This is a genomic window from Streptomyces atratus (genome assembly GCF_040655115.1).
GTDB classification, from domain to species: Bacteria; Actinomycetota; Actinomycetes; order Streptomycetales; family Streptomycetaceae; genus Streptomyces; species Streptomyces atratus_D.
The window spans coordinates 319,340-340,377 of sequence record NZ_JBFAJH010000002.1; the positions used below are offsets into that span (position 1 = coordinate 319,340).

Annotated in this window: 17 protein-coding genes and 1 riboswitch; of the genes, 9 read left to right on the plus strand and 8 right to left on the minus strand. The window is 71.5% G+C overall.

The window, feature by feature from the left end; translation table 11 throughout:
* Nucleotides 1-51: 51 nt before the first annotated feature.
* The 3 genes from AB0I23_RS04550 (at nt 52) to AB0I23_RS04560 (ending at nt 2,829) form a co-directional block, all read left to right on the plus strand.
* Nucleotides 52-822: a class II aldolase/adducin family protein gene (locus AB0I23_RS04550; protein WP_359106715.1), complete on the plus strand. Its 771-nt coding sequence runs from the start codon at nt 52-54 to the stop codon at nt 820-822.
* Between the two features lie 112 nt (nt 823-934).
* Nucleotides 935-2,200, plus strand: coding sequence for a hypothetical protein (locus AB0I23_RS04555; protein ID WP_359106717.1), 1,266 nt, complete (start codon nt 935-937; stop codon nt 2,198-2,200).
* A 119-nt stretch (nt 2,201-2,319) separates the two neighbouring features.
* Nucleotides 2,320-2,829 (plus strand): DoxX family protein, encoded by a 510-nt coding sequence (locus AB0I23_RS04560; RefSeq protein ID WP_359106718.1) that lies wholly within the window; start codon nt 2,320-2,322, stop codon nt 2,827-2,829.
* 156 nt (nt 2,830-2,985) lie between these two features.
* On the opposite strand, the gene AB0I23_RS04565 is transcribed toward AB0I23_RS04560, so the two are convergent.
* Entirely contained in the window at nt 2,986-4,296 is a 1,311-nt protein-coding gene (locus AB0I23_RS04565) for a PspC domain-containing protein (protein ID WP_359106720.1), read from the minus strand.
* 189 nt (nt 4,297-4,485) lie between these two features.
* Between AB0I23_RS04565 and AB0I23_RS04570 the strand changes: the two genes are divergently transcribed.
* Both AB0I23_RS04570 and AB0I23_RS04575 read left to right on the plus strand, forming a co-directional pair.
* Entirely contained in the window at nt 4,486-5,772 is a 1,287-nt protein-coding gene (locus AB0I23_RS04570; RefSeq protein ID WP_359106722.1) for a PspC domain-containing protein, read from the plus strand.
* Nucleotides 5,769-6,464: a LuxR C-terminal-related transcriptional regulator gene (locus tag AB0I23_RS04575; protein ID WP_030577855.1), complete on the plus strand. Its 696-nt coding sequence runs from the start codon at nt 5,769-5,771 to the stop codon at nt 6,462-6,464. The genes AB0I23_RS04570 and AB0I23_RS04575 overlap by 4 nt, the downstream gene beginning before the upstream one ends.
* A 160-nt stretch (nt 6,465-6,624) precedes the next feature.
* Here AB0I23_RS04575 and AB0I23_RS04580 read toward each other — a convergent pair whose 3' ends face one another.
* Both AB0I23_RS04580 and AB0I23_RS04585 read right to left on the minus strand, forming a co-directional pair.
* On the minus strand, nt 6,625-7,398 hold the full coding sequence (locus tag AB0I23_RS04580; protein WP_359106724.1) for a GNAT family N-acetyltransferase: 774 nt from the start codon (nt 7,396-7,398) through the stop codon (nt 6,625-6,627).
* A 69-nt stretch (nt 7,399-7,467) separates the two neighbouring features.
* Entirely contained in the window at nt 7,468-8,517 is a 1,050-nt protein-coding gene (locus AB0I23_RS04585) for a C40 family peptidase (RefSeq protein WP_359106726.1), read from the minus strand.
* A 353-nt stretch (nt 8,518-8,870) separates the two neighbouring features.
* Between AB0I23_RS04585 and AB0I23_RS04590 the strand changes: the two genes are divergently transcribed.
* Nucleotides 8,871-9,224 (plus strand): hypothetical protein, encoded by a 354-nt coding sequence (locus AB0I23_RS04590; RefSeq protein ID WP_359106728.1) that lies wholly within the window; start codon nt 8,871-8,873, stop codon nt 9,222-9,224.
* 73 nt (nt 9,225-9,297) lie between these two features.
* Here AB0I23_RS04590 and AB0I23_RS04595 read toward each other — a convergent pair whose 3' ends face one another.
* Complete coding sequence (locus AB0I23_RS04595; protein ID WP_359106730.1) at nt 9,298-10,476, minus strand: C40 family peptidase; 1,179 nt, start codon at nt 10,474-10,476, stop codon at nt 9,298-9,300.
* Nucleotides 10,475-10,639: riboswitch (cyclic di-AMP (ydaO/yuaA leader) on the minus strand. Its footprint overlaps the gene before it by 2 nt.
* A 256-nt stretch (nt 10,640-10,895) precedes the next feature.
* Between AB0I23_RS04595 and pcrA the strand changes: the two genes are divergently transcribed.
* Nucleotides 10,896-13,349, plus strand: coding sequence for a DNA helicase PcrA (gene pcrA / locus AB0I23_RS04600; RefSeq protein ID WP_359106732.1), 2,454 nt, complete (start codon nt 10,896-10,898; stop codon nt 13,347-13,349).
* 72 nt (nt 13,350-13,421) lie between these two features.
* Here pcrA and AB0I23_RS04605 read toward each other — a convergent pair whose 3' ends face one another.
* Nucleotides 13,422-14,900: a M23 family metallopeptidase gene (locus AB0I23_RS04605; protein WP_359106734.1), complete on the minus strand. Its 1,479-nt coding sequence runs from the start codon at nt 14,898-14,900 to the stop codon at nt 13,422-13,424.
* A gap of 294 nt (nt 14,901-15,194) precedes the next feature.
* Nucleotides 15,195-16,058 carry an esterase/lipase family protein gene (locus AB0I23_RS04610; protein ID WP_359106736.1) on the minus strand — a complete coding sequence of 288 codons (864 nt, stop codon included), beginning with the start codon at nt 16,056-16,058 and terminating at the stop codon, nt 15,195-15,197.
* A gap of 350 nt (nt 16,059-16,408) precedes the next feature.
* Between AB0I23_RS04610 and AB0I23_RS04615 the strand changes: the two genes are divergently transcribed.
* A complete protein-coding gene (locus tag AB0I23_RS04615) occupies nt 16,409-16,822 on the plus strand; it encodes a cobalamin B12-binding domain-containing protein (RefSeq protein WP_359106738.1) in 414 nt (137 codons plus the stop codon).
* A gap of 204 nt (nt 16,823-17,026) precedes the next feature.
* On the opposite strand, the gene AB0I23_RS04620 is transcribed toward AB0I23_RS04615, so the two are convergent.
* Nucleotides 17,027-18,625 carry a DUF5691 domain-containing protein gene (locus AB0I23_RS04620; RefSeq protein ID WP_359106739.1) on the minus strand — a complete coding sequence of 533 codons (1,599 nt, stop codon included), beginning with the start codon at nt 18,623-18,625 and terminating at the stop codon, nt 17,027-17,029.
* A 375-nt stretch (nt 18,626-19,000) separates the two neighbouring features.
* Nucleotides 19,001-20,401, minus strand: a complete 1,401-nt coding sequence (locus AB0I23_RS04625) for an SWIM zinc finger family protein (protein WP_359106741.1) — start codon at nt 20,399-20,401, stop codon at nt 19,001-19,003.
* A 132-nt stretch (nt 20,402-20,533) separates the two neighbouring features.
* On the opposite strand from AB0I23_RS04625, the gene AB0I23_RS04630 reads away from it, so the two are divergent.
* Nucleotides 20,534-20,980 (plus strand): hypothetical protein, encoded by a 447-nt coding sequence (locus tag AB0I23_RS04630; protein ID WP_359106743.1) that lies wholly within the window; start codon nt 20,534-20,536, stop codon nt 20,978-20,980.
* Nucleotides 20,981-21,038: the final 58 nt, after the last annotated feature.

Here is a 21,038-nt window from a genome sequence, read left to right on the forward strand (position 1 = left end):
TGACCGGCGGTAGCTTCCGACCGAATGCCCTGGGAGCCCCGAGGAGTCACGATGTCCGAGCCCACGCCGATACCCGTCGAACAGCTGCAGTTCGCGATGCCGCCCGTCCACGAGTCGGCCGGCGAGGAACGCGCGTACCGCAAGGAGCGGCTGGCCGGGGCGTTGCGGTTGTTCGGTGAGTACGGATACGAGGACGGGGTCTCCGGTCACCTCACCGCGCGGGACCCGGAGTTCGCCGACTGCTTCTGGGTCAACCCGTTCGGTGCCCCCTTCGACGGGATACGTCCGGAGGACCTGATCCTGGTCAACGGAGACGGGCAGGTCGTCGAGGGGCGCCACCACGTCAATCAGGCGGCGTTCGCCGTCCACGCCCAGGTGCACCGGGCGCGCCCGGACGTCGTCGCCGTCGCGCACACCCACTCCCTGCACGGGCGGGCGCTGTCCACGCTCGGCGAGTTCATCGAGCCGATCACCCAGGAATCCTGCGCGTTCTACGAGGATCACGCGGTCTACCAGCCTTACACCGGGGTCGTGGTCGACGAGGACGAGGGGCGCCGGATCGCGGCCGCGCTCGGCACCCGCAAGGCGATCATCCTGCGCAACCACGGGCTGCTGACCGTCGGCGACTCGGTGGACGCGGCCGCCTGGTGGTTCCTGACCATGGAGCGCTCCTGCCAGGTGCAGCTGACCGCGCGGGCGGCCGGGAAGCCGGTGCTGATCGAGCACCGGGACGCCGTCGCCACCCGCGAACAGCTCGGCAGCGACCTGGTGGCCTGGATCAATTACCAGCCGCTGTGGAAGCGGATCGCTCGAACGTTCTGACGATCTGCGCGTCCCGGTCGCCCCGATGCGGTCCCGGCCCGTCCCGTACGGCACAATTCGCAGCAATCGGTGGTCAGTTGGCAGTACTGGGCGGGAAAGGACGGCGTTCTCCGTGGCGTTGGACGAGGCACGACAAGACGCGCACGGCGGTGGCTGTACGTGCGGCGACTGCCCGCACGGAGCGCGCGCGGGACACCGGCGCGCGGTGGCCGCCTTCCTGGCCAAACGGGACGGACTGGCCGCGGGCCAGGGACTGCCGACCGGCGTCGCCCAGTCGGCGTCCGCGACCCGCCAGTGGGTCTCCGACGAGCTGACCGAGTCGGCCCGCACGGTCGCCGAACGCGGCCGGGAGGCGGGCGACGCCTGGCTCTACCAGGTCTGGCGGCGCACCCTGGCCGTCGTCTGGGGGAGCGTCGCCGTGCTCGTCATCGGCGAGGCGGTCACCGCGATCGGCGCGGGCTGGTCGACCGCCCGCACCGCCGGTCTGCTCGCCGGCCTTGTCACCGCGGCACTGCTGACCGGCGCCGCCCGGTTCCACCGGGCCCGCGGCGGCGTCCTCGCCCCGCTGATCGGCGAGGACAACCGGCTCTCCACCTCCCGTACGGTCGCCGTCGCCTGGGTGCTGCTCGCCGTCTTCTCCGTGCTCGTCCTCGCGCTGCAGCTGGCAGGGGCCTCCGGCCACGCGGAGCGCGACGCGCTGATCGACGGTCTTGATCTGGCGCGTGGCGCCGGGGTGCTGACGGTGCTGGCGCTGGTGTGCGCCGTCGCCGTGCTCGTACGCCGGGTGGTGACCGTACGCGTCCTCGCGCAGCGCCTGCAGAAGCTGCGGGCCGACCGGCCGCGCGCCGCCGATCTGCTCACCGACGACTCCGGGCGCGGCAGTTTCACGGATGTGCAGTACGTGCTGGTGAGCGCCGTCGCCGTCCTCTTCGCCGCGGTCCGGCTGGCCCGCCGGCCCGAGCAACTGCCCGATCTGCCCTGGGGGCTGGCCCTGCTGGTGGCGGTTTCCGCGGCGACGTACTTCGCGGGGAAGTACGCGGAGGGCGGGCGCCCGGTCGTGCTGTCCGTCGTACGGGCCCGGGAGGCCGGTGACCTGGACGCGCCGATCCGTACCGGCGACGACATCGAGATCCGCGGCGCGGGCTTCGTACCGCCCGGCGCCGGGGCCCCCGACCGGCTGGCCCGCATGGTGGTCCGGATCGGCCGGGTCCATGTCCATGTCCCGCTGATCCCGGTCACCGGCGGCTTCGCCAACCCCACCGACACCGTGCTCACCGTGCCGGTCCCGGTGGAGGTGGAACCCGGGCGGGTGGACGTCCAGGTCGTGACAGCCGCGGGAGTGGAGACGAACCGCGTCGAGATCGACGTCACGGACTGAGACCCGATCGGCCCTCCCCCCGGCCGCCGCTTGCGTCTGATCGAACCGCAGGGAATCTGAGCATCCCGTTCGCCGCGTACGTATGGTCTGGTGACAGGTCGACGGAAGGCGGGGTCCTTATGCATGGGTATGGCACGAATATGCGCGGTCCGGGCGAGGCGAGAAGCGTCCGGGAGCTGGCGCGGGAACATGCCCTGCTGCCGCTGCGGATCTTTCTCGGTGTCACCTTTGTCTATGCCGGGCTCGACAAACTGACGGACAGTTCGTTCTTCCGCGCCGCCGGACCCGGCTCCATCGGCGAGACGTTGCACGCGGTCCGCGACTCCGCCGCGATCCCGGCCCTCGTCGACCTCGCGCTGAAGGGCCCGGGAGCCTTCGGGTATGCCATCGCCTTCGGTGAACTCGCCGTCGGCATCGGCACCCTGATCGGGCTGTGGGCCCGGCTCGCCGCACTCGGCGGGGCGCTGATCTCGCTGAGCCTGTGGCTGACCGTGAGCTGGCAGGTCAAGCCGTACTACTTCGGCAACGACCTGGCCTACCTCATGGCCTGGCTGCCGCTGGTGCTCGGCGGCGCCGCGTCGTTCTCCGTGGACGCATTCCTCGCGTCGCGACGGCGACGAATACGGTAGCTGATCCACGTCGTGGTCGCGGCGAGCCAGAGGCCGCCGAAGAACACCGGGAAGAAGAAGACCCAGGGGGCGTCCCAGGTGCCCGCCGCGTCCGCCGCGTAACCGGTGGCGAGGGCGAGCATCGCGACGCCCGCGACCGCCCGCCCCGGCCGGATCTCATGACGCAGCACGAATGACCTCCACCTGTCCGATACCGACTTCCAGATCCAGCTCGACCGTGCCCGCCGGGGTGACGCCCGCGGGCGGGTCGATCGTGCGGTGTTCCTTCGGCGACGGGCTGACGTCCACATCGCCCGGCGGATCGCCCGGCAGCCGGATGTTGCCCACTCCGGCGTCCGCCCGCACCTGGAGCGTCACCGCCCTCGGTACGACGACGACCGCCCGGCCCGCGCCGACCCCCACCTGCGTCCGGACCGTGTGGCCCTTCGGGACCACCACCTTCGACAGGTCGAGCGTGCCGACACCGGTGCCCAGTTGATACCGCGGCTGGACCGCGGCGACCGACGACGGGCGCCATTCGTCCCGTACCCAATGGGTGCTGATGTCCTTCGGCAGCGCGGCCGCGCCCGCCAGCAGCGCCGCCGTGATCACGGCCAGCAGGACTGTGCCGAACCCGGTCCTGCCGAGGAACGCGCTGACCACCATCCCCGCGCCGAACACGGCGAGCGCTGCGGCCAGGCCGAACTGCAGGCTCGTGCCGAACGGATGCGTGTGCCAGCTCAGCCCCGTGCCCAGACCGCCCGCGACCAGCGCGAGCAGGAGGACCAGGCCGCCGATCGAGCGTGGCCCCCGGTCGGTCCGCGCCGGCTCGGGTGCGCGATACGGGGTTTCCGCCGCCCTGCGGGGACGTACGGGCGGACTGTCGGCCACCGCGCCCGCCGGACCCCACAGATAGCCCGGCCCCACCGGCCCTGACGTGCCGTCCTTGACGATCGGATCCCGCCACCAGGAAGGGCCGCCCGGCGACGGCGGCGCCTTCACCTCCGGCGGGGCGTCCGCCACCGCCTGCGCGGCCGCCGGATGCAGCGGGTCCTCGGGCGCGGCGGTCCTGCGGGTTTGCGTCCACACGCTGAAGCCGATGACCGCGAGCGTCAGCATCGCGGAGAACGCCAGAATGCCCCCGTTGCCCAGCATGGACAGGAAGAGCCCGCAGCCGATCAGCGCGAACAGCACCGCTACCAGCGACGCCCCCTCGACCCGGCCGGACAGCAGCCTGCGCGCCTCGTTCTCCTCCTCGCCCTCCAACGGGAGCAGCAGCCACGCGAAGCCGTAGAAGATCAGGCCGACGCCACCGGTCACCGACAGGACACCGATCACGATCCGGAAGATCACCGGGTCCACGTCGCAGTACCGGCCGAGTCCGCCGCACACCCCGGCCACCACTTTCTGCCGCGAGCTGCGCCGCAGCTGCGGTCTCGGCGCGGGCTGCGGTGCGACGCCGGGCGCGGCGTCCTGGGGAACGGTCATGTCTCCATGGTGACGCGCGGCCGTCGCCGACGGGACCCGCGCCGACCCTGGCCGATCCCTGATATTGGTCCCCCCGGACCCTGAAGGGGCCGTCACCGGGCGTGCGGCAGGTGCGATCTGCCCGTCTCAGGGTCGAAGTGGGGGCAGACCCTGATGCCGCCGCTCATCCGTCCATGTGACGATCGGGGCATGCCGACCGCCACGCCCCGAGCCGCAAGCTCCCTCAGCGCCGACCCGGAGGAGCCACCGCTGCGCAAGCTGTACCGCAGCGCCGACGGACGGATGCTCGGCGGCGTCGCGCGTGGTCTCGCCGGACACCTCGGGCTGCCCGTCGCCTGGGTGCGGTTCGTCTTCCTCGGACTGTTCTTCGCGGACGGCCTCGGGGCCCTGCTCTACGCCGTGTTCTGGATCGTCGTCCCGCTCGGCGTCGGCGGCGTCGACGCGCCGCGCTCCGTCTTCGAGACGGCTCCCGACGGCCGGCGCAGGCTCCGCAAGCCCGACAAGGGGCAGGTGTTCGCGCTCCTCGCGCTCCTCGTCGGCGCCGTGATCTTCGTCGGCAACGTCGACATGGGCAGCAAGGCCGACCGCTACATCTGGCCGACGCTGCTGATCGGCGCGGGCTCCGTCCTGGTGTGGCGGCAGGCGGACAACGCCCGCCGGGCCCGCTGGATGGAGGTCGGCCGCCGCCGCCGGGTGCTGCATCTGGCCCGGGCGCTGGCCGGGGTTGCCCTGGTCGGCCTGGGACTCGCCGTCTTCATGGTGGTACGCGGCTCCGCGGCCCAGCTCGGCAATGTGCTGACCGCGGCGATCGCCGTTCTCACCGGCATCGCACTGCTGGCGGGTCCCTATCTCGTCCGCATGACCCAGGACCTGTCCGAGGAACGCCTGATGCGCATCAGGGCCCAGGAGCGCGCCGAGGTCGCGGCTCACGTCCACGACTCCGTGCTGCACACCCTCACCCTGATCCAGCGCAACGCGGACGACGGCAGCGAGGTCCGCAGACTGGCCCGCGCCCAGGAACGCGAGCTGCGCAACTGGCTGTACAACCCCGAGGGAACCGGCAAGGACGAGGGCGACGAACCGGAGACCCTCGCCGAAGCGGTCAGACGCGCCGCCGCCGAGGTCGAGGACAAACACGGCGTTCCGCTGGAGGTCGTCGTCGTCGGCGACTGCCCGCTCGACGAGAAGCTCGCCGCGCAGATGCAGGCCGCGCGCGAGGCGATGGTCAACGCCGCGAAGTACGGTGGCGAGGGCGGCGCCGTGCAGGTCTACGCGGAGGTCGAGGGCCGCACGGTCTTCGTCTCCGTACGGGACCGCGGACCGGGCTTCGATCCGGATTCCGTCCCGGGGGACAGAATGGGCGTACGAGAATCAATCATCGGCCGGATGCAGCGCAACGGCGGTACCGCGCGGCTGCGTTCGGTGCCCGGCGGGGGCACGGAAGTCGAGCTGGAGATGGAGAGGGCGAGTCAATGACCGAGAACACCGAAGCGACCGGGGGCCCGGAGCGCCGGGTACGGGTCGTGCTCGTCGACGACCACCGGATGTTCCGCACCGGAGTCCAGGCCGAGATCGGCCGCACCGAGGAGACCGGCGTCGAGGTCGTCGGCGAGGCCGCCGACGTCGACCAGGCGGTCACCGTCATCACGGCGACCCGCCCCGAGGTCGTCCTCCTCGACGTGCACCTGCCGGGCGGCGGTGGCGTCGAGGTGCTGCGCCGCTGCGCCCCGCTGATGGGCGCGGTCGAGAACCCGGTGCGGTTCCTGGCGCTGTCCGTCTCGGACGCCGCCGAGGATGTCATCGGTGTCATCCGCGGCGGCGCCCGGGGCTACGTCACCAAGACGATCACCGGGACCGATCTGGTCGATTCGGTCTTCCGGGTGCAGGAGGGCGACGCGGTGTTCTCGCCCCGGCTGGCCGGCTTCGTCCTCGACGCGTTCGCCTCGACGGACGCGCCGCCGGTCGACGAGGACCTGGACCGGCTGACGCAGCGCGAGCGCGAGGTGCTGCGGCTGATCGCGCGCGGCTACGCGTACAAGGAGATCGCCAAGCAGCTGTTCATCTCGGTGAAGACGGTCGAGTCGCATGTCTCGGCGGTGCTGCGCAAGCTCCAGCTGTCGAACCGGCACGAGCTGACGCGGTGGGCGACGGCCCGACGGCTGGTCTGAGAGGGACCGGTATTGGGGGCGGCGTCGCGGGGCTGGGCACGCACATCTACGGCGTTGTCGTCAATCATCATGGCTCCGCCATGCCTCAATCCTCCGCCTTGCAGCTGCACGCACCCAGCCCCGCTCCTTCTCCCACCCCCCAATTGCCGGTCCCTCTGAGTCAGCCGTTCTCCCGTTCGGGGTCGATGGAGATGTTGAGCTTCTCGCCGATCCTTCGGTAGCCGATGCCCGCGTAGATCCTTTCCACAGCGGCGTCGGCCGGCTCGAGCCACACCGCCCGGCAGCCCCGCGCGAACGCCGCCGCGGTCAGGTGGGCGGAGAGTGCGGCGCCGATGCCGCGTCGGCGGAAGGCGGCGGCGACGGCGAGGCCGGCCAGTTCGGTGAGGCCGTCGACGGGGACCGAGCAGCCGCCCGCGCCCGCCGGGGTGCCGTCGAGGGTGGCGAGCGCCGCCACGCCGCCGCCCGCCACCGCGTCGCGCAGCCACGCGGCCTCGCCGCCCTCGGGCTCCCCGGTCCCGCCGTACCCGTGGTGCTGTACGCGGGCGGCGGCGGCGAACTCGGCGTCGCCGGCCGGTTCGGCGAGCACGAGGGCGTCGACGGGCTTCGGCGGCAGCAGGTCGCCGGGTGTGCACGCCAGGATCGGCGCCCGGTCCTCGACGGTGAACCCGGCGGCGAGAAGGGCGGGTTCGACCGCGGGTGCCCAGCCGGGCAGGTACTCCAGGCGCGGCATCCGGTCCCGTTCGCGGAATGCGGCGATCAGCTCCCGCACGTCGGCCGCGGTCGGTTCGGCGTCCCGGTCGGGGATCGCGTAATTGGCGTACTTCAGCGACCAGTTCGGGTTGTGGCGGACGGTGAACGGGCCGACCCGGAGATGGTCGGGGGAGCGGAGAGCGAGTGTACGGGCGTGGGTCTGGATGTCGGTGTCCATGGGCATGCGGGGTTCCCCTTCGACCGGTCCGGTGGGATTCCGGACGCAGGACCGCGAACTGCGGAGCGAGGGATCCTATGCGACCCGGGTCGCTCCCGCGAAGGGCATGTCGTCGATCGACGCGAAGCGGACCGGCGCTCCGGGGCGCGGTGCGTGGATCATCTGCCCGTTGCCGATGTAGAGACCGACATGGCTGATCCCGGAGTAGAAGAACACCAGGTCGCCGGGGGCGAGTTCGGAGCGGGAGATGTGCCGGCCGGCGTTGATCTGGGTGTATGTGGTGCGGGGGAGGGAGACGCCGGCGGAGCGCCAGGCGGCCTGGGTCAGCCCCGAGCAGTCGAATGAGGACGGTCCGGTCGCGCCCCACACGTACGGCTTGCCGAGCGCGTCGTAGGCGAATGCGATGGCCTCCGCGGCGCGGGCGTTGGGGGCCTGGGCGGCGCCTGAGCGCGGGGCGCTGCGATCGGCGCGGGCGGCGGCGCGGGCGGTGCCGGAGCGTTCGTAGTCGGCGCGCTCCGCGGGTGAGAGGGTGTCCAGGAGCTTCCGGGCGTCGGCCAGTCTGGCCCTGACCGTCGTCCGGTGCTTCTTCAGTTCGGCCCGTCGGGCGGTGAGGGCCGCCAGCTCGTCCTTCGCCTCCGTGCGCAGCTGGGCGATCTCGGTGACCTGCCGCTGCACGTGGGAGACCTCGGCCGCCTGGCGGTCGGCGGCCCGGTCCACGTACGAGGCCCGTTGCAGATACTGGTCGGGGTCCGAGGACAGCGCCAGCTGCACGGCGGGGTCGAGGCCGCCGGTGCGGTACTCCGCGGCGGCGAGCGAACCGAGTGCGTCGCGGGAGGTGTTGAGGCGTTCGGTTCTGCGGGCGGCCTCGTCACGCAGTGCGTTGAGGGCCTTGGCTGCGGCGGTCGCCTTCTCCTTCGCGCCGTCGTACTGCTCGGTGGCGACCTCGGCGTCGTGGTACAGCCGGTCCAGCTCGGCCTTGGTCCGGGTGGGGGTGGGCTGTGGGTCGGCGTGCGCGGAGCCGGGCAGGGCGGCGGCGGTCGCGGCCCCGGCGAAGGCGAGGGCGGCGGCGGTGCGGGCGGCGGAGCCGGTGTGCGGGCGCTGCCTGGGTTTCCGATGCGCTGCCACGGGGCGGGGCTCCTTGCGTCGACTGCCCGTCGGGGCCTACCGGCGGGCCGCTGAGGTCCGGCGGCGGGACGCCAACAGGGGGAGCGGTCCGCCGCCGGATTTTCTCGGCGGGGTGACCGGGCTGCCGTCCGGGTGCGGAGCGGCGGTGAAGTCGGCCACCTGTAGGGACGCTAGGCCCGGGGCGTGGGGAAGAGTCGCAATGACGGCTATTGCCCGAATTTGGCAATGTGTTGTCGTTGGGTGACTGGAAAATTACACCAGAGTCAGGCAATTGGTACAGATGCAAGCGAAATGCCAAGGAGTCCCCACCGCGCCGAAGAGGGGTGATATGGCCACGGCTAGGCTGCGGCCTCATGGACGTACTCATCAATGTCTTCGTCGCGCTGCACATCATCGGCATCGCCTCCCTCCTGGGCGGCTTCCTGACCCAGATGAAGGCGATGGGCGCGGGCACGGCACGCTTCGTCCCGGCGATGCTGCACGGTGCACTGACCATGCTGGTCACCGGTGTCGCGCTGGTCGGGCTCAATCAGGCCGACGACCACCCGGTCAACAACATCAAGATCGGCGTGAAGCTGGCGGTCCTGGTGGTGATTCTCGCGCTGGTCTACGTCAAGCGGGACGAGGAGAAGGCCGAGAAGGGCGTCTTCGCGGCGGTCGGCGGGCTGACGGTCGCCAACATCTTCATCGCGACGCTCTGGACCTGAGCCGGACCGTCCGCGTGCGGAAGTGATCCCCGCCGGATCCGGCAGGGGATCACTTCCGCACGCAGGCCGGGCGCTACGCCGGGCGCACGCTGCCGTAGATCGGCATGTAGTAGATCGACTCCTCGCGGACGTTCGCCCCCGGCTTCGGGGCGTGGATCATCATGCCGTCGCCCTTGTAGATGCCGACGTGGCTGATGTCGTCGTAGAAGAAGACGAGGTCGCCCGGCTGCAGGTCGACCGTGGCTATCCGGGTGCCGATCTCCACCTGGTCCCAGGTGGTGCGGGGGATGTCGACGCCCGCCGCCTTCCAGGCGGCCTGGGTCAGCCCTGAGCAGTCGTACGAGGAGGGGCCCGTCGCTCCCCAGACGTACGGCTTGCCGATCTGGGCGCGGGCGAAGGCGAGAACCTTCTCGGCCTTCGTGGTGGCGCTGCTGTCCGATCCGGTCCCGGTCCCGGTCCCCGTGCCCGTGTCCGTCCCCGTATCGCCGGTGGAGCCGGCCGCCTTCGCCGCCTCCGCGGCCTTGCGGTCCGCCTCGGCCTTGGCGGCGGCCTGCCGACGGGCGAGTTCCTCCGCCTTGCGCTTGGCCTCCGCCTCCTTCTCGCGCTCCAGTGCCGCGAGCCGCGCCTTCTCCTCGGCCGTCAGCTTCGACAGCATCGCTCGCGCCTCGCCCAGCTTCTTCTGGACGGATCGCTTGCTGGTCCGGAGCGTGGCCTGGGACTCGGTGAGCGTCTCCAGGCTCTTCACCGCCTCGGCGCGCTTCTTCGCCGCCGCTGCCTGCTGCGTACGGAAGTCCGTGACCGCCTTCTGCTGCTGGGCGGTCATCCGGTTCATCAGCTGGTTCTGGTCGAAGTACGACTGCGGGTCGTCGGCCAGGAAGAAGGTGGCGGTCGGCGCGATGGAGCCGGTGCGGTACTGCGCGGCCGCGTAGTTGCCGAGCGTCCTGCGCGCCTCGTTCAGCTTGTCGGCGCGCTCGGCCACGTCCTCCAGCAGGGCGTCGACCTTGCCGCGCTGCGTGGCGGAGGCCTCCTTCGCCCTGTTGTAATGCTGGGTCGCGGTGCCCGCCTGCCGGTAGAGGTCGTCGACCTTCTTCTGTACGTCCTCGATGCTGGGCTTGGGTGCGCTCGGGGCGGCCGTGGCGCTCTGGGTCGACAGCAGGGTCACCCCTGCCAGGGCGGCTGTCGTGAGCCCGACGGCGGGGCTGGTGGTGCGTACCCGGCTGCGCGGTTTGCGATGCGATGCCAAAGCCGGCATCTCCTTCCGTGGACCGCCTACCGGGTTAGCTGTCGGGTTCGGGCGGAACGGAAGGCTGCCCTACGGTCCGCGTGGGGATACGGGCCGATTCACCCCGGTTGTGCGTGCGGGTCCCCGGTTCCGAACCCCTCTGTGGGCAGCCCGGATTCGGCGTGGGGGCCCGCTCGGCGTGGATCGCCTCAAGGGGGGACGGGCCGCCCGACGGAGCACGCTAGCCAACCGTGGTGCCGCTGTGAAGGTTGATGTTCGAAATGCCCGATACGTTTTCGTGACCTTGGTGAAAAGGGGCCGGAGGGGGTGGTCCGGCCCCCGAATTCCTTACGGGGCGTGGGTGCGCGCTCTCCGTACGTGGCACCTTCCGGCCGCGCTTTCCCATGCGGCCGCAGAGTGTCGGTGCGTCGCCCTAGACTCGTGAGGCGATGAGCAGCCTCTTTGACGACAGTTTCCTGGCCGGCCTCCAGCACTCGGAGGAAGAACCCCCGCCGCCCCCCGAGGACTCCGCACCCGAAGCGGTGCCGGAGGACCTCTTCGCGGGCGTCTTCGACGTGCCCCCGCCGCCTCGGGACGCGTACTACCGGGACGGCGCCCACCGTCCCGCCATCGACTCCGCCGCGCTGCTCGACGGGCTGAACACCGAGCAGCGCGCCGCGGTCGTGCACGCGGGATCGCCGCTGCTCATCGTCGCCGGCGCGGGCTCCGGCAAGACCCGGGTGCTCACCCACCGCATCGCCCACCTGCTGGCCGAGCGCGGCGTGCACCCCGGCCAGATCCTGGCGATCACCTTCACCAACAAGGCCGCGGGCGAGATGAAGGAGCGCGTCGAGCAGCTCGTCGGACCCCGCGCCAACGCCATGTGGGTCATGACGTTCCACAGCGCGTGCGTAAGGATCCTGCGCCGCGAGTCGAAGCGGCTCGGCTTCACCTCGTCGTTCTCGATCTACGACGCGGCCGACTCCAAGCGGCTGATGGCCCTGGTCTGCCGCGATCTGGACCTCGACCCGAAGCGCTTCCCGCCGAAGTCGTTCACGGCCAAGGTCTCGAACCTGAAGAACGAGCTGATCGACGAGGAGACCTTCGCCGGCCAGGCTGGGGACGGCTTCGAGAAGACGCTCGCCCAGGCGTACGCGATGTACCAGTCCCGGCTGCGCGAGGCCAACGCACTGGACTTCGACGACATCATCATGACGACGGTCCATCTGCTCCAGGCGTTCCCCGACGTCGCCGAGCACTACCGCCGCCGCTTCCGGCACGTCCTCGTCGACGAGTACCAGGACACCAACCACGCGCAGTACACGCTCGTACGCGAACTGGTCGGCCCGGCCGGAGAGGCCGACGCCCCCGCCGAGCTCTGCGTCGTGGGTGACGCCGACCAGTCGATCTATGCCTTCCGCGGCGCGACGATCCGCAACATCCTCCAGTTCGAGGAGGACTACCCGAACGCGACGACGATCCTGCTGGAGCAGAACTACCGCTCCACGCAGACAATCCTCTCCGCCGCCAACGCGGTCATCGAGCGCAACGAGAGCCGCCGTCCCAAGAACCTCTGGACGAACGCGGGCGAGGGTGCCCGGATCACCGGCTATGTCGCGGACACCGAGCACGACGAGGCGCAGTTCGTCGCCGACGAGATCGACCGGCTGACCGACGCGGGCGACGCGAAGGCCGGCGACGTCGCGATCTTCTACCGGACGAACGCGCAGTCCCGCGTCTTCGAAGAGATCTTCATCCGCGTCGGCCTGCCCTACAAGGTCGTCGGCGGCGTGCGCTTCTACGAGCGCAAGGAGGTCCGGGACATCCTGGCCTACCTCCGGGTCCTCGCCAACCCCGAGGACACCGTCCCGCTGCGCCGCATCCTCAATGTGCCCAAGCGCGGTATCGGTGACCGCGCCGAGGCGATGATCGACGCCCTGTCGCTGCGCGAGAAGATCACGTTCCCGCAGGCCTTGCGCCGCGTCGACGAGGCGTACGGCATGGCGGCCCGTTCGGCCAACGCCGTCAAGCGGTTCAACACGCTGATGGAGGAGCTGCGCACGATCGTCGAGTCCGGCGCGGGCCCCGCCGTGGTGCTGGAGGCGGTGCTGGAGCGGACCGGCTATCTCGCCGAGCTCCAGGCGTCCACGGACCCGCAGGACGAGACGCGGATCGAGAACCTCCAGGAACTCGCCGCCGTCGCGCTCGAATTCGAGCAGGAGCGGGGGGAGTCCGCCGGGGAGGAAGGTGCGGGCACGGGCACGCTCGCCGAGTTCCTGGAGAAGGTCGCGCTCGTCGCCGACTCCGACCAGATCCCCGACGAGGACGAGGACGGCTCCGGCGTCATCACGCTGATGACGCTGCACACGGCCAAGGGGCTCGAATTCCCGGTGGTGTTCCTGACCGGCATGGAGGACGGGGTCTTCCCGCACATGCGGGCCCTGGGACAGGTCAAGGAACTGGAGGAGGAGCGGCGCCTCGCGTACGTCGGGATCACCCGTGCCCGTGAGCGGCTCTACCTGACGCGGGCGGCGATGCGCAGTGCGTGGGGTCAGCCCTCGTACAACCCGCCGTCGCGGTTCCTGGAGGAGATCCCGGACCAGCACCTGGAGTGGAAGCGGACCGGGCCGATGGCGGCCCCGGCCGGACCGACGTCGGGGATCACGTCGTCGCTGTCGTCGTCGCGCGCCCGCTCGGGCCCCTCGGGCTTCGCGACCCGTCGCACCTCGGACAAGCCGACGGTCACGCTGGTGGTCGGGGACCGGGTCACGCACGACCAGTTCGGGCTCGGCACGGTGACGGCGGTCGAGGGGATCGGCGACCAGGCGAAGGCGACGGTCGACTTCGGGGACGAACGGCCGAAGAAGCTGCTGCTGCGGTACGCGCCGGTGGAGAAGCTCTAGAGCCGACGGGGCGGGCGCTGGTGCCCGCCCTTTGTCGGCGGGCGGGACTCGCGCTGTGCCGGGCTCTGCCGCTCAGGTCGGGTTGACGCCGTGGCTGCGGAGCCAGGGCAGTGGGTCTATGGCCGCCCCGCCCCCGGGCCGGACCTCGAAGTGCAGGTGCGGGCCGGTGGAGTTGCCGGAGTTCCCGGAGTATGCGATGACGTCACCGGCCTTGACCGGGCCCGAGCGGATCCTGGTGCTGCTGAGGTGGCAGTACCAGGTCTCGGTGCCGTCGGCCATGGTGACGACGGCCATGTTCCCGTAGGCGCTGTTCCACTGGGTGCGTACGGTGCCGTCGGTCGCGGCCATCACCGGAGTGCCGTACGAGACGGGGAAGTCGATGCCCGTGTGCACGGACATCCAGTTGACGCCCGCCTGGCCGTAGTAGGCGCTGAGGCCGTGCTGCTTGACCGGCAGGAGGAACTTGGGCCGCAGCGCCTCTTTCCGCGCGGCCTCCTCCTCGCGCTTCTTCTTCTCGGCGGCCTGCCGCTCCCTCAGGTCGATGCGTTCCTGGGTGCGGCTGGCGCGGTCGGCGAAGTTCTCGGCGTCGGCGCTGAGGTTGGCGAACAGGGTGTCCAGCTGGTTGTTGGCGGCGACCGGCTTGACGTTGCCGGGGTCGGCGGCCGCCATCGACGTGGTGTCGTCCTTGGTGTCCTCGCCGCTGCCGAGTCCGCCGACGGAGGCGGCGGCGATACCGGCGACGCTCATCACACAGGCGGAGGGGACGGCGACGGTGAGAAGAGCGGAACGCCTGGCGGGGGTGCGGCGCCGGCGGCTGCCGCTGCCGCTGCCGCTGCGGGTGACGGGACGGCTCGCGGGGCGGGGGATACCGGCGGAGTGGTCCGCCGGATGATCCGTCGCGTCTTCCGCATCGGCGTCGAGGTCCAGGTCGGCGACGCCGAACTCGGAGGTCCCGGCGATGCCTGCGGGCTCCGCGGGCATCGCGGTCCTGTCCGGCCGGTACTGCTCGTACGGAGCGTAGGAACCCTGGTCCTCGTACACCTCGTACGCGGCCTGTTCGGGTTCGTACGACTCCTGCGAGGTTTGCACGCTTTGCTGTTCGTGTTCGGGCGTGGCGCCGGTGTTCCAGGCGGTGGCGTCGTACGCGCCGGTGTCGTAGTTGGCCGTCCCGGTCGTCGCCCACGAGCCGTTCTGGTGCCAGCCGTTGGTGTCCCACTGGCCCGACGCGTCCGGAGCGCCGCCCTGCGCGGGGATGCCCGGGGCTTCCGGCATCCAGGCCGCGGTGGTGTCGTACTGCTGCGGATGCTGGGTCCCGTACGCGGCATAGGGGTCGTACGTGGCGGTGTGATGCGCGCCGGTGTCCCACTGGGTCGAGTCGTACTGGCCGGTGTATCCGGCCTGTCCGGTGTCGTAGCCGCTGCTGTAGCCGGTGGTGCCGTACGTGCCGTCGTGGCTGCCAGGGAGGGAGCCGAAGAGCGGGTCGCTGTCGAAGCTGCCCGTGGAGTGGCTGTCGTAACCGACATACCCGGCGTAGGGGTGCTGGTCGTTCACCAACTTCTCTCTCGCCTCGGCAGCAGGACCTGGGTCTGGGGTCCGGTGGGGGAATCCCAGGGGGAAAGCAGTGGCCGCGACTGTACCCGGCAGTACGTGACGGCGACAATCTTCCTCAGGTTCCGGGCCCGTAGGAAACGGGCAATCGGCCGTCTTTCGGCGGACTGTGCACAGAGCCTTGGCTCTATGTTCGAAACGCGTTCTATTTGTGAGCGCACTCCGGGCAGCCATGGTGCCCGGGGTATGCCCCCGGCACGGCGTGGCGGCCTTGTGCCCGTGAGGGACTCCGGTCCCTCAGGCCACCGAGGTGGTTCCCATGAGTCCGGTGGTGGATTCCGGGGACTCCAGGGCCTGCCGGATCCCGGCGGCGACCGCCGGGTGGACCGGCAGTGCGAGATGGCCGATCCCGGTGACGCGCACGTTCAGCGCATCGAGGTCCGGATGGTCGATGCAGGCCGCCTCGACCGGGACGATCACCTGGTCCAGTTCGCTCCAGAAGCTCACGAACCGGGTGCGGCAGCCGGGCGCGGGGCGGCGCAGCTCCTCGATCGGGGCGGAACCACTGCGCATCTGGCGCACGATCGGGTGCGCGCTGGCCATCGGGGCGACGGCGGTGCCGCCGTGCGGGGTACCGAGCGTGACCAGGGTGCGGACCCGACGGTCACCGCCGAGTCGCTGCACGTAATAACGGGCGATCAGGCCGCCGAGGCTGTGGCCGACGATGTCGACCTCGTGGTCACCGGTGCGGGAGCAGATCTCCTCGACATGCCGGCCGAGAAGTTCGGCGGCCGTGCGGATGTCACAGGTCAGCGGTGAGTAGTTCAGGGACTCCAGATGGTGCCAGCCGTGCCGGGCGAGGGAACGGCGCAACAGGACGAAGACGGAGCGGTTGTCGATGAACCCGTGCAGGAGCACGACAGGCCGCCGCTCGGGGCTCTCGATGGGCAGGGCCCGGGTTCCGGCCGGTGCGGTGGGCGGCTGTTCGGGCGGGGGCGTCGCGTCCCGCCGCTCCCCGGTCATGCCCGAGGGGTAGAGGACCACGTGCCCGACGAGCACGATCAGGTCCAGCGCGGTGGCTCTCAGCAGTGCCGAGGACAGCCAGGTGCGGCGCGGACAGGACTGGCGCAGCAGTGGCGGAAGAAAAGGCAGGACCTTCATGGCCGACCTCCTGCTTCGGCGCACGGGAGGCGGCTCACGTCCCCGTATGCCCTCATGGGGTGCCGCGGCGGAGGCGCGGGTGGCTGGTCGGACCACCTGCCGACGAGCCGTACCACCGTGCCGTGCGGCTGACGGCGCGGTGGTACGGCGACCTCATAGCGGCTCCCCTTGCCTCCGTGGCCCGCGCCGCAGGTGTGCCGCGGATGCGGGAACGGGGCCTGGCGAACATGTCCCAGATGTGATTTCCCCCTCCCGGCCCACCGCGAAACGGCGGCTTGCGGGATGCTGTCGATAACGTTCGTTCACATCCCCGGCCCTTTCCGGTACGGGAGACGCATGTGGAGGCAGTGATGGGTGTGACCGGTCCGATCCGTGTGGTGGTGGCCAAGCCGGGCCTCGACGGCCATGACCGCGGGGCGAAGGTGATCGCGCGGGCGCTGCGTGACGCCGGTATGGAGGTCATCTACACCGGGCTCCATCAGACGCCCGAGCAGATCGTCGACACCGCGATCCAGGAGGACGCCGACGCGATCGGCCTCTCGATCCTCTCCGGCGCGCACAACACGCTCTTCGCCAAGGTGATCGAGCTCCTGAAGGAGCGCGACGCGGAGGACATCAAGGTCTTCGGCGGCGGCATCATCCCGGAGGCGGACATCGCACCGCTGAAGGAGCTGGGCGTCGCGGCGATCTTCACTCCGGGTGCGACGACGGGCTCGATCGTCGACTGGGTGAACGCCAACGTCCGCCAGCCCGCGGACGTCTGACCCGGGCGGGCCGGGGAGCTCGCCCGTCGGTGCCCTGTGTCCTCGATCGCCGGCCCGGTGCGAGGCCGAGTCCGTCGAGGGGGTTCCCCATGCCCTCGAGGCCATGGGAGATCGAGGACGCAGCGTGGCGCAGGCGGCGCAGCCCGCCGTCGGCGCCACCGCACCCCTACACCGCCACCGCACCCCTACACCGCCACCGCACCCCTACACCGCCACCGGCATCAGCTCCGCCTCCATCGCCGCGCGCAGCCGGAGGGTGGAGACCAGGCGCTGGAACGCCTCCGACCAGTAACCGGCGGCTCCCGGCGACGCGCCCTCCGGCTCGTCCGGTGTCGTCGTGAGGACCTCCAGGCGGTCCGCCTCCGCCGGGTTCAGGCAGCGCTCGGCGAGGCCCATCACGCCGCTGAAGCTCCACGGATAACTCCCCGCGTCGCGGGCGATGTCGAGTGCGTCGACGACCGATCGGCCCAGCGGGTCCGCCCACGGAACCGTGCAGACCCCCAGGAGCTGGAACGCCTCGGACAGCCCGTGTGCGGCAATGAAGCCGGCCACCCACGCGGCCCGTTCCGCGCCGGGCAGGGTGGCCAGGAGCTTGGACCGCTCGGCGAGCGACGTCGTACCGCGGCCGTGCGACGGGGGTACGGAGGGGGCGCCGAGCAGCGCGCGGGCCCACTCCGGGGCCCGCTGCCGCACCGCCGCCCGGCACCACGCCGCGTGCAGTTCCTCGCCCCAGCCGTCGGCGACGGGCAGGGCGACGATCTCCTGCGCCGTACGCCCGCCGAACCGTGCCGGCCAGGTGGACAGCGGGGCCGACTCCACCAACTGGCCCAGCCACCAGGACCGTTCGCCCCGGCCGGACGGTGGCGCCGCGACCACGCCGTCGCGTTGCATCTCCGCATCGCATTCATGCGGTGCCTCCACGGCGATGGACGCGGAACGGGCGGTCAGGTCCGGGTTCACGCATGACGCCGCACGGGCCGCCATCCGCCCGGCCAGCGCCGACTCCGGCAGCGCGGACAGCAGCTCGGCAGCCGTCGCGCGGACATTGCGGCTGCGGTCGGAGAGCGCCTGCTCCAGGAACGGTTCGTCCGCACCGGACAGCCCCGTACGCAGCGAGTCCACGAACATCAGCCGGTCCTCGGCACGCTCCGTCGGCCATGTGCTGGTCAGCAGCGCGAGCGCGCTCCCCGGATCATGCGCGCGTACGGCCCCGAGGAGGGCGACGCGCTCGGCGAACAGGCCCTCCTCCCACAGCCGGCGCACCGCCTCCGGGTCCATCACCTCGGGCAGCAGCGCGCCGCCGGACGAGCCGCGCAGCGCGAACTTCCACTCGGGATTCAGCCGGGCCAGCCACAGCCCGCGCGGCCCGGCGAACGCCAGGGCCTGCGGCCGCAGGTCGGTACGGGCGCGGGCTGCGTCCAGCAATGCCGGGAGCAGCGCCGCGGGAGCCCGGTAGCCGTGCAGACCGGCGGTGGTCAGCCACTGCGGGATCAGCTCGGTGAGATCCGGTGCGGCGCCGCGACGGCCGCCCGTACCGCCGGGCGCGGAACGGTCGGCGAGCAGCTGCGCGAGTCTGCGCCGCGCGGCCGGCGGCAGGGGTGGCCGGGGGTCGGCGGACGCCGTCCCCGGCCGGGCGGCCGCGGGCGCGGGCAGCAGTCCGGCTCTGCGCCGCACGGTGTGGAGCGCCGCCGCGTCCAGGAGCGCGACCGGCCCCCGATCGCCGCCCGTCGCGGACGGTCGGCGGTCGGTGCCGAGCAACGCCGAGGTGACGAGCTCTTCCCACGGGATGGTTGTACTGGACATCGGTCCTCCTCGAGGGGTTCACAAGTGCTGGGCAGGTGCATCGTTGTGGCGAACATGAACACGATGGGGTGAGCGGTGTGACGAGCTGCGGGTATGCCAGGTGAGGTCTGGGTACCGTTCCTGGTGCGATCTGGGACGCCGGGTGTGGCGTCAGCGGTCGGGGCCCCGGTGTCACCGGAGTGATGGTTCGGGTCTCCCCGTCGCCTCCGGCCACACCCGTATGGCCGGGTCGTAGGGATTCCGCCCGCCCGGGACGGACCGCATACGGGATGTGCGTCGCCGACCGGGACGCGAAAGCGGAGGACCAGTGCGCCCAGGACCGTTCGGGGTGTACCGGTGAGCCAGGACTCACTCCTGCCCACCGCCCAGGAACGGTCAGATGAGCGGTACGGTCTCGGCCGCACCGCCGTCCGAGCCATCGGCCCAGGCGGCGAGCGGGTCGAAGCCGCGGTGGCCGCATTCGCCGAACACCGTGAGGGGCGCGCCGCCGGACAGCGCGACGAGCTTCCACAGGCCCGGCCGGGACAGCGCCGCCGGGGCGACGGGCAGGGCCGTACCGCCTGCCGCGTCCGCCAACTGCCAGCCGTCGCCCGACGGCACCGGTATGACCTCGCGCAGGGTCACCGGCCAGGACTCCAGCCAGGGATCGTCCCGCAGGGCGCGCCCGTACGCGGCGGCCGCGGCTGTGGTCGTGGAGCCCTGCGGGGGAGTGCCGGACGGCACCGGCGCACCGAACTGCGAGCCCAGCTCCGCCCGCAGCTGCCCGGCCCCCTGATACGGCGTGAGTTCGGCGTCGAGCGTGACGCCCACCGGCAGGGCCTGACCCGGTGAGCGCCCGGCCGCCCCGAAGGACAGCAGCAGCGCGGTGCGGCCCGAGTCCTTGCCGTACAGCCAGATCCGACGCGTGACGATCCTGCCGTCCGGGGTGTCGTACTGGGCGAGGACCAGCCACCGGTCACGGACCGGGGGACCGCCGGCGGGGGAGGTCAGCCCCACCCGCGCACGGACCGTCGCGGCCAGCGGTTCCGGCAACCGGTCGATGCCCAGCCACGCGGTGTCCAGCAGATGCAGCAGCGCGCACTCCTGCAGCAACCGCGCCGGCCAGCCGGGGCCGGACGCCGGGATCGCCCCCAACTCCCTGACCCGGCCCGCGAGCCCCGGCGCCTGCGCGTCGACCATGCGGGCCGCCGTCTCCTCCCACAGCCCGTAGCCCGACTGATCGGCCGCCGCCAGACCGCCACGCAGCAGATCCATCAGCCGCTGCTCCAACTCCTGCGCACCGCCGGTGATTCGCTCGGCCCGGCGCTCGGCGCGCCGCCGGGCGGCCTCCGGGTCGGCCGGGCCCGCGGTCGAGGCGCCCGCCGCCGGCCCGCCCTTCTCCCCCTTTGCCTCCGCGCGCATGCGACGGCCCGTCAGCCACTCGCCGGCCCAGTCCGGCACCTCGCCCGCGGGCAGAGCCGATGCGCCGGAAGCCCAGACCAGCAGCAGACCCAGCGCGTGCTTGCACGGGAACTTCCGGCTGGGGCAACTGCACCTGTACGCAGGGCCGGTCGTGTCGACCACGGTTTGATACGGCTTGCTTCCGCTGCCCTTGCACAGCCCCCACACCGCACCCGAACCGTCACACCCGCCACCCGACCACGGTCCGGTCGAACCGAGCTTGCTCCCCGCCTTGCGTGATGCCTCGTCAGGAGACAGGGCCAGGACCTGCTCCACCGTCCAGCGCGCCGCCGGGTCGGCGGTGCGCAAGGGTTCTCCCCCGTGAGATAGCAGCATGGGAACGACGGTAGAACGCGCCACTGACGATCACGCCGACCTGCCATTTCGTCTCGCGCAAGCAACTTGACTTTACTCTCCCTTTGCGATTCGCTGCGAGGTGAAGACCTTTGAATCCGGGGGGATCGACCGATGAGCCACACCGTCCGCAGCATCCACAACTTCCGTGACGCCCGCACCATCCGGACTGCCGTCTCCGCAGCCGTCGTCCTCGGTCTCGCCGTGGGCCTCGGGGCCTGCTCCGAGTCCGTCGATCAGGTGGACAAGGCCGTGAACGAGACGTACGAAGTCACCTACGAGGTCACCGGTACGAGCGTCGACGAGATCCAGTTCCACGCGGGCGGGGGCAAGGCCATGGACCCGGAGATCGAGACGGTCAAGTCCCCGACCCTGCCGTGGCGGAAGACCGTCACGCTGCGCGGCATCATGCCGCCCGCCGTCATGCCGATCGCCCTGGACGAGACCGGGGCCGACGTCGCCTGCTCGATCACGCACAAGGGCAAGGTCATCAAGGAGGCCAAGGGCGAGGGACTCATCACGGCCGGCGGCTGCGTCGCGGTCTCGCCGGTGGCCGGCTGAACTCCCCGCCCCTAGCCGCTGGATCGGCCCTGACCTGCGGTCGGGGCCGATTGTCAGT

Excerpts from the sequence above, each read along its gene's own strand:
- AB0I23_RS04550 (WP_359106715.1), top strand. The coding sequence starts at position 52 with ATGTCCGAGCCCACGCCGATACCCGTCGAACAGCTGCAGTTCGCGATG.
- AB0I23_RS04560 (WP_359106718.1), top strand. The coding sequence starts at position 2,320 with ATGCATGGGTATGGCACGAATATGCGCGGTCCGGGCGAGGCGAGAAGC.
- AB0I23_RS04565 (WP_359106720.1), bottom strand. The coding sequence starts at position 4,296 with ATGACCGTTCCCCAGGACGCCGCGCCCGGCGTCGCACCGCAGCCCGCG.
- AB0I23_RS04570 (WP_359106722.1), top strand. The coding sequence starts at position 4,486 with ATGCCGACCGCCACGCCCCGAGCCGCAAGCTCCCTCAGCGCCGACCCG.
- AB0I23_RS04575 (WP_030577855.1), top strand. The coding sequence starts at position 5,769 with ATGACCGAGAACACCGAAGCGACCGGGGGCCCGGAGCGCCGGGTACGG.
- AB0I23_RS04580 (WP_359106724.1), bottom strand. The coding sequence starts at position 7,398 with ATGCCCATGGACACCGACATCCAGACCCACGCCCGTACACTCGCTCTC.
- AB0I23_RS04590 (WP_359106728.1), top strand. The coding sequence starts at position 8,871 with ATGGACGTACTCATCAATGTCTTCGTCGCGCTGCACATCATCGGCATC.
- AB0I23_RS04595 (WP_359106730.1), bottom strand. The coding sequence starts at position 10,476 with ATGCCGGCTTTGGCATCGCATCGCAAACCGCGCAGCCGGGTACGCACC.
- pcrA (WP_359106732.1), top strand. The coding sequence starts at position 10,896 with ATGAGCAGCCTCTTTGACGACAGTTTCCTGGCCGGCCTCCAGCACTCG.
- AB0I23_RS04610 (WP_359106736.1), bottom strand. The coding sequence starts at position 16,058 with ATGAAGGTCCTGCCTTTTCTTCCGCCACTGCTGCGCCAGTCCTGTCCG.
- AB0I23_RS04615 (WP_359106738.1), top strand. The coding sequence starts at position 16,409 with ATGGGTGTGACCGGTCCGATCCGTGTGGTGGTGGCCAAGCCGGGCCTC.
- AB0I23_RS04620 (WP_359106739.1), bottom strand. The coding sequence starts at position 18,625 with ATGTCCAGTACAACCATCCCGTGGGAAGAGCTCGTCACCTCGGCGTTG.
- AB0I23_RS04625 (WP_359106741.1), bottom strand. The coding sequence starts at position 20,401 with ATGCTGCTATCTCACGGGGGAGAACCCTTGCGCACCGCCGACCCGGCG.
- AB0I23_RS04630 (WP_359106743.1), top strand. The coding sequence starts at position 20,534 with ATGAGCCACACCGTCCGCAGCATCCACAACTTCCGTGACGCCCGCACC.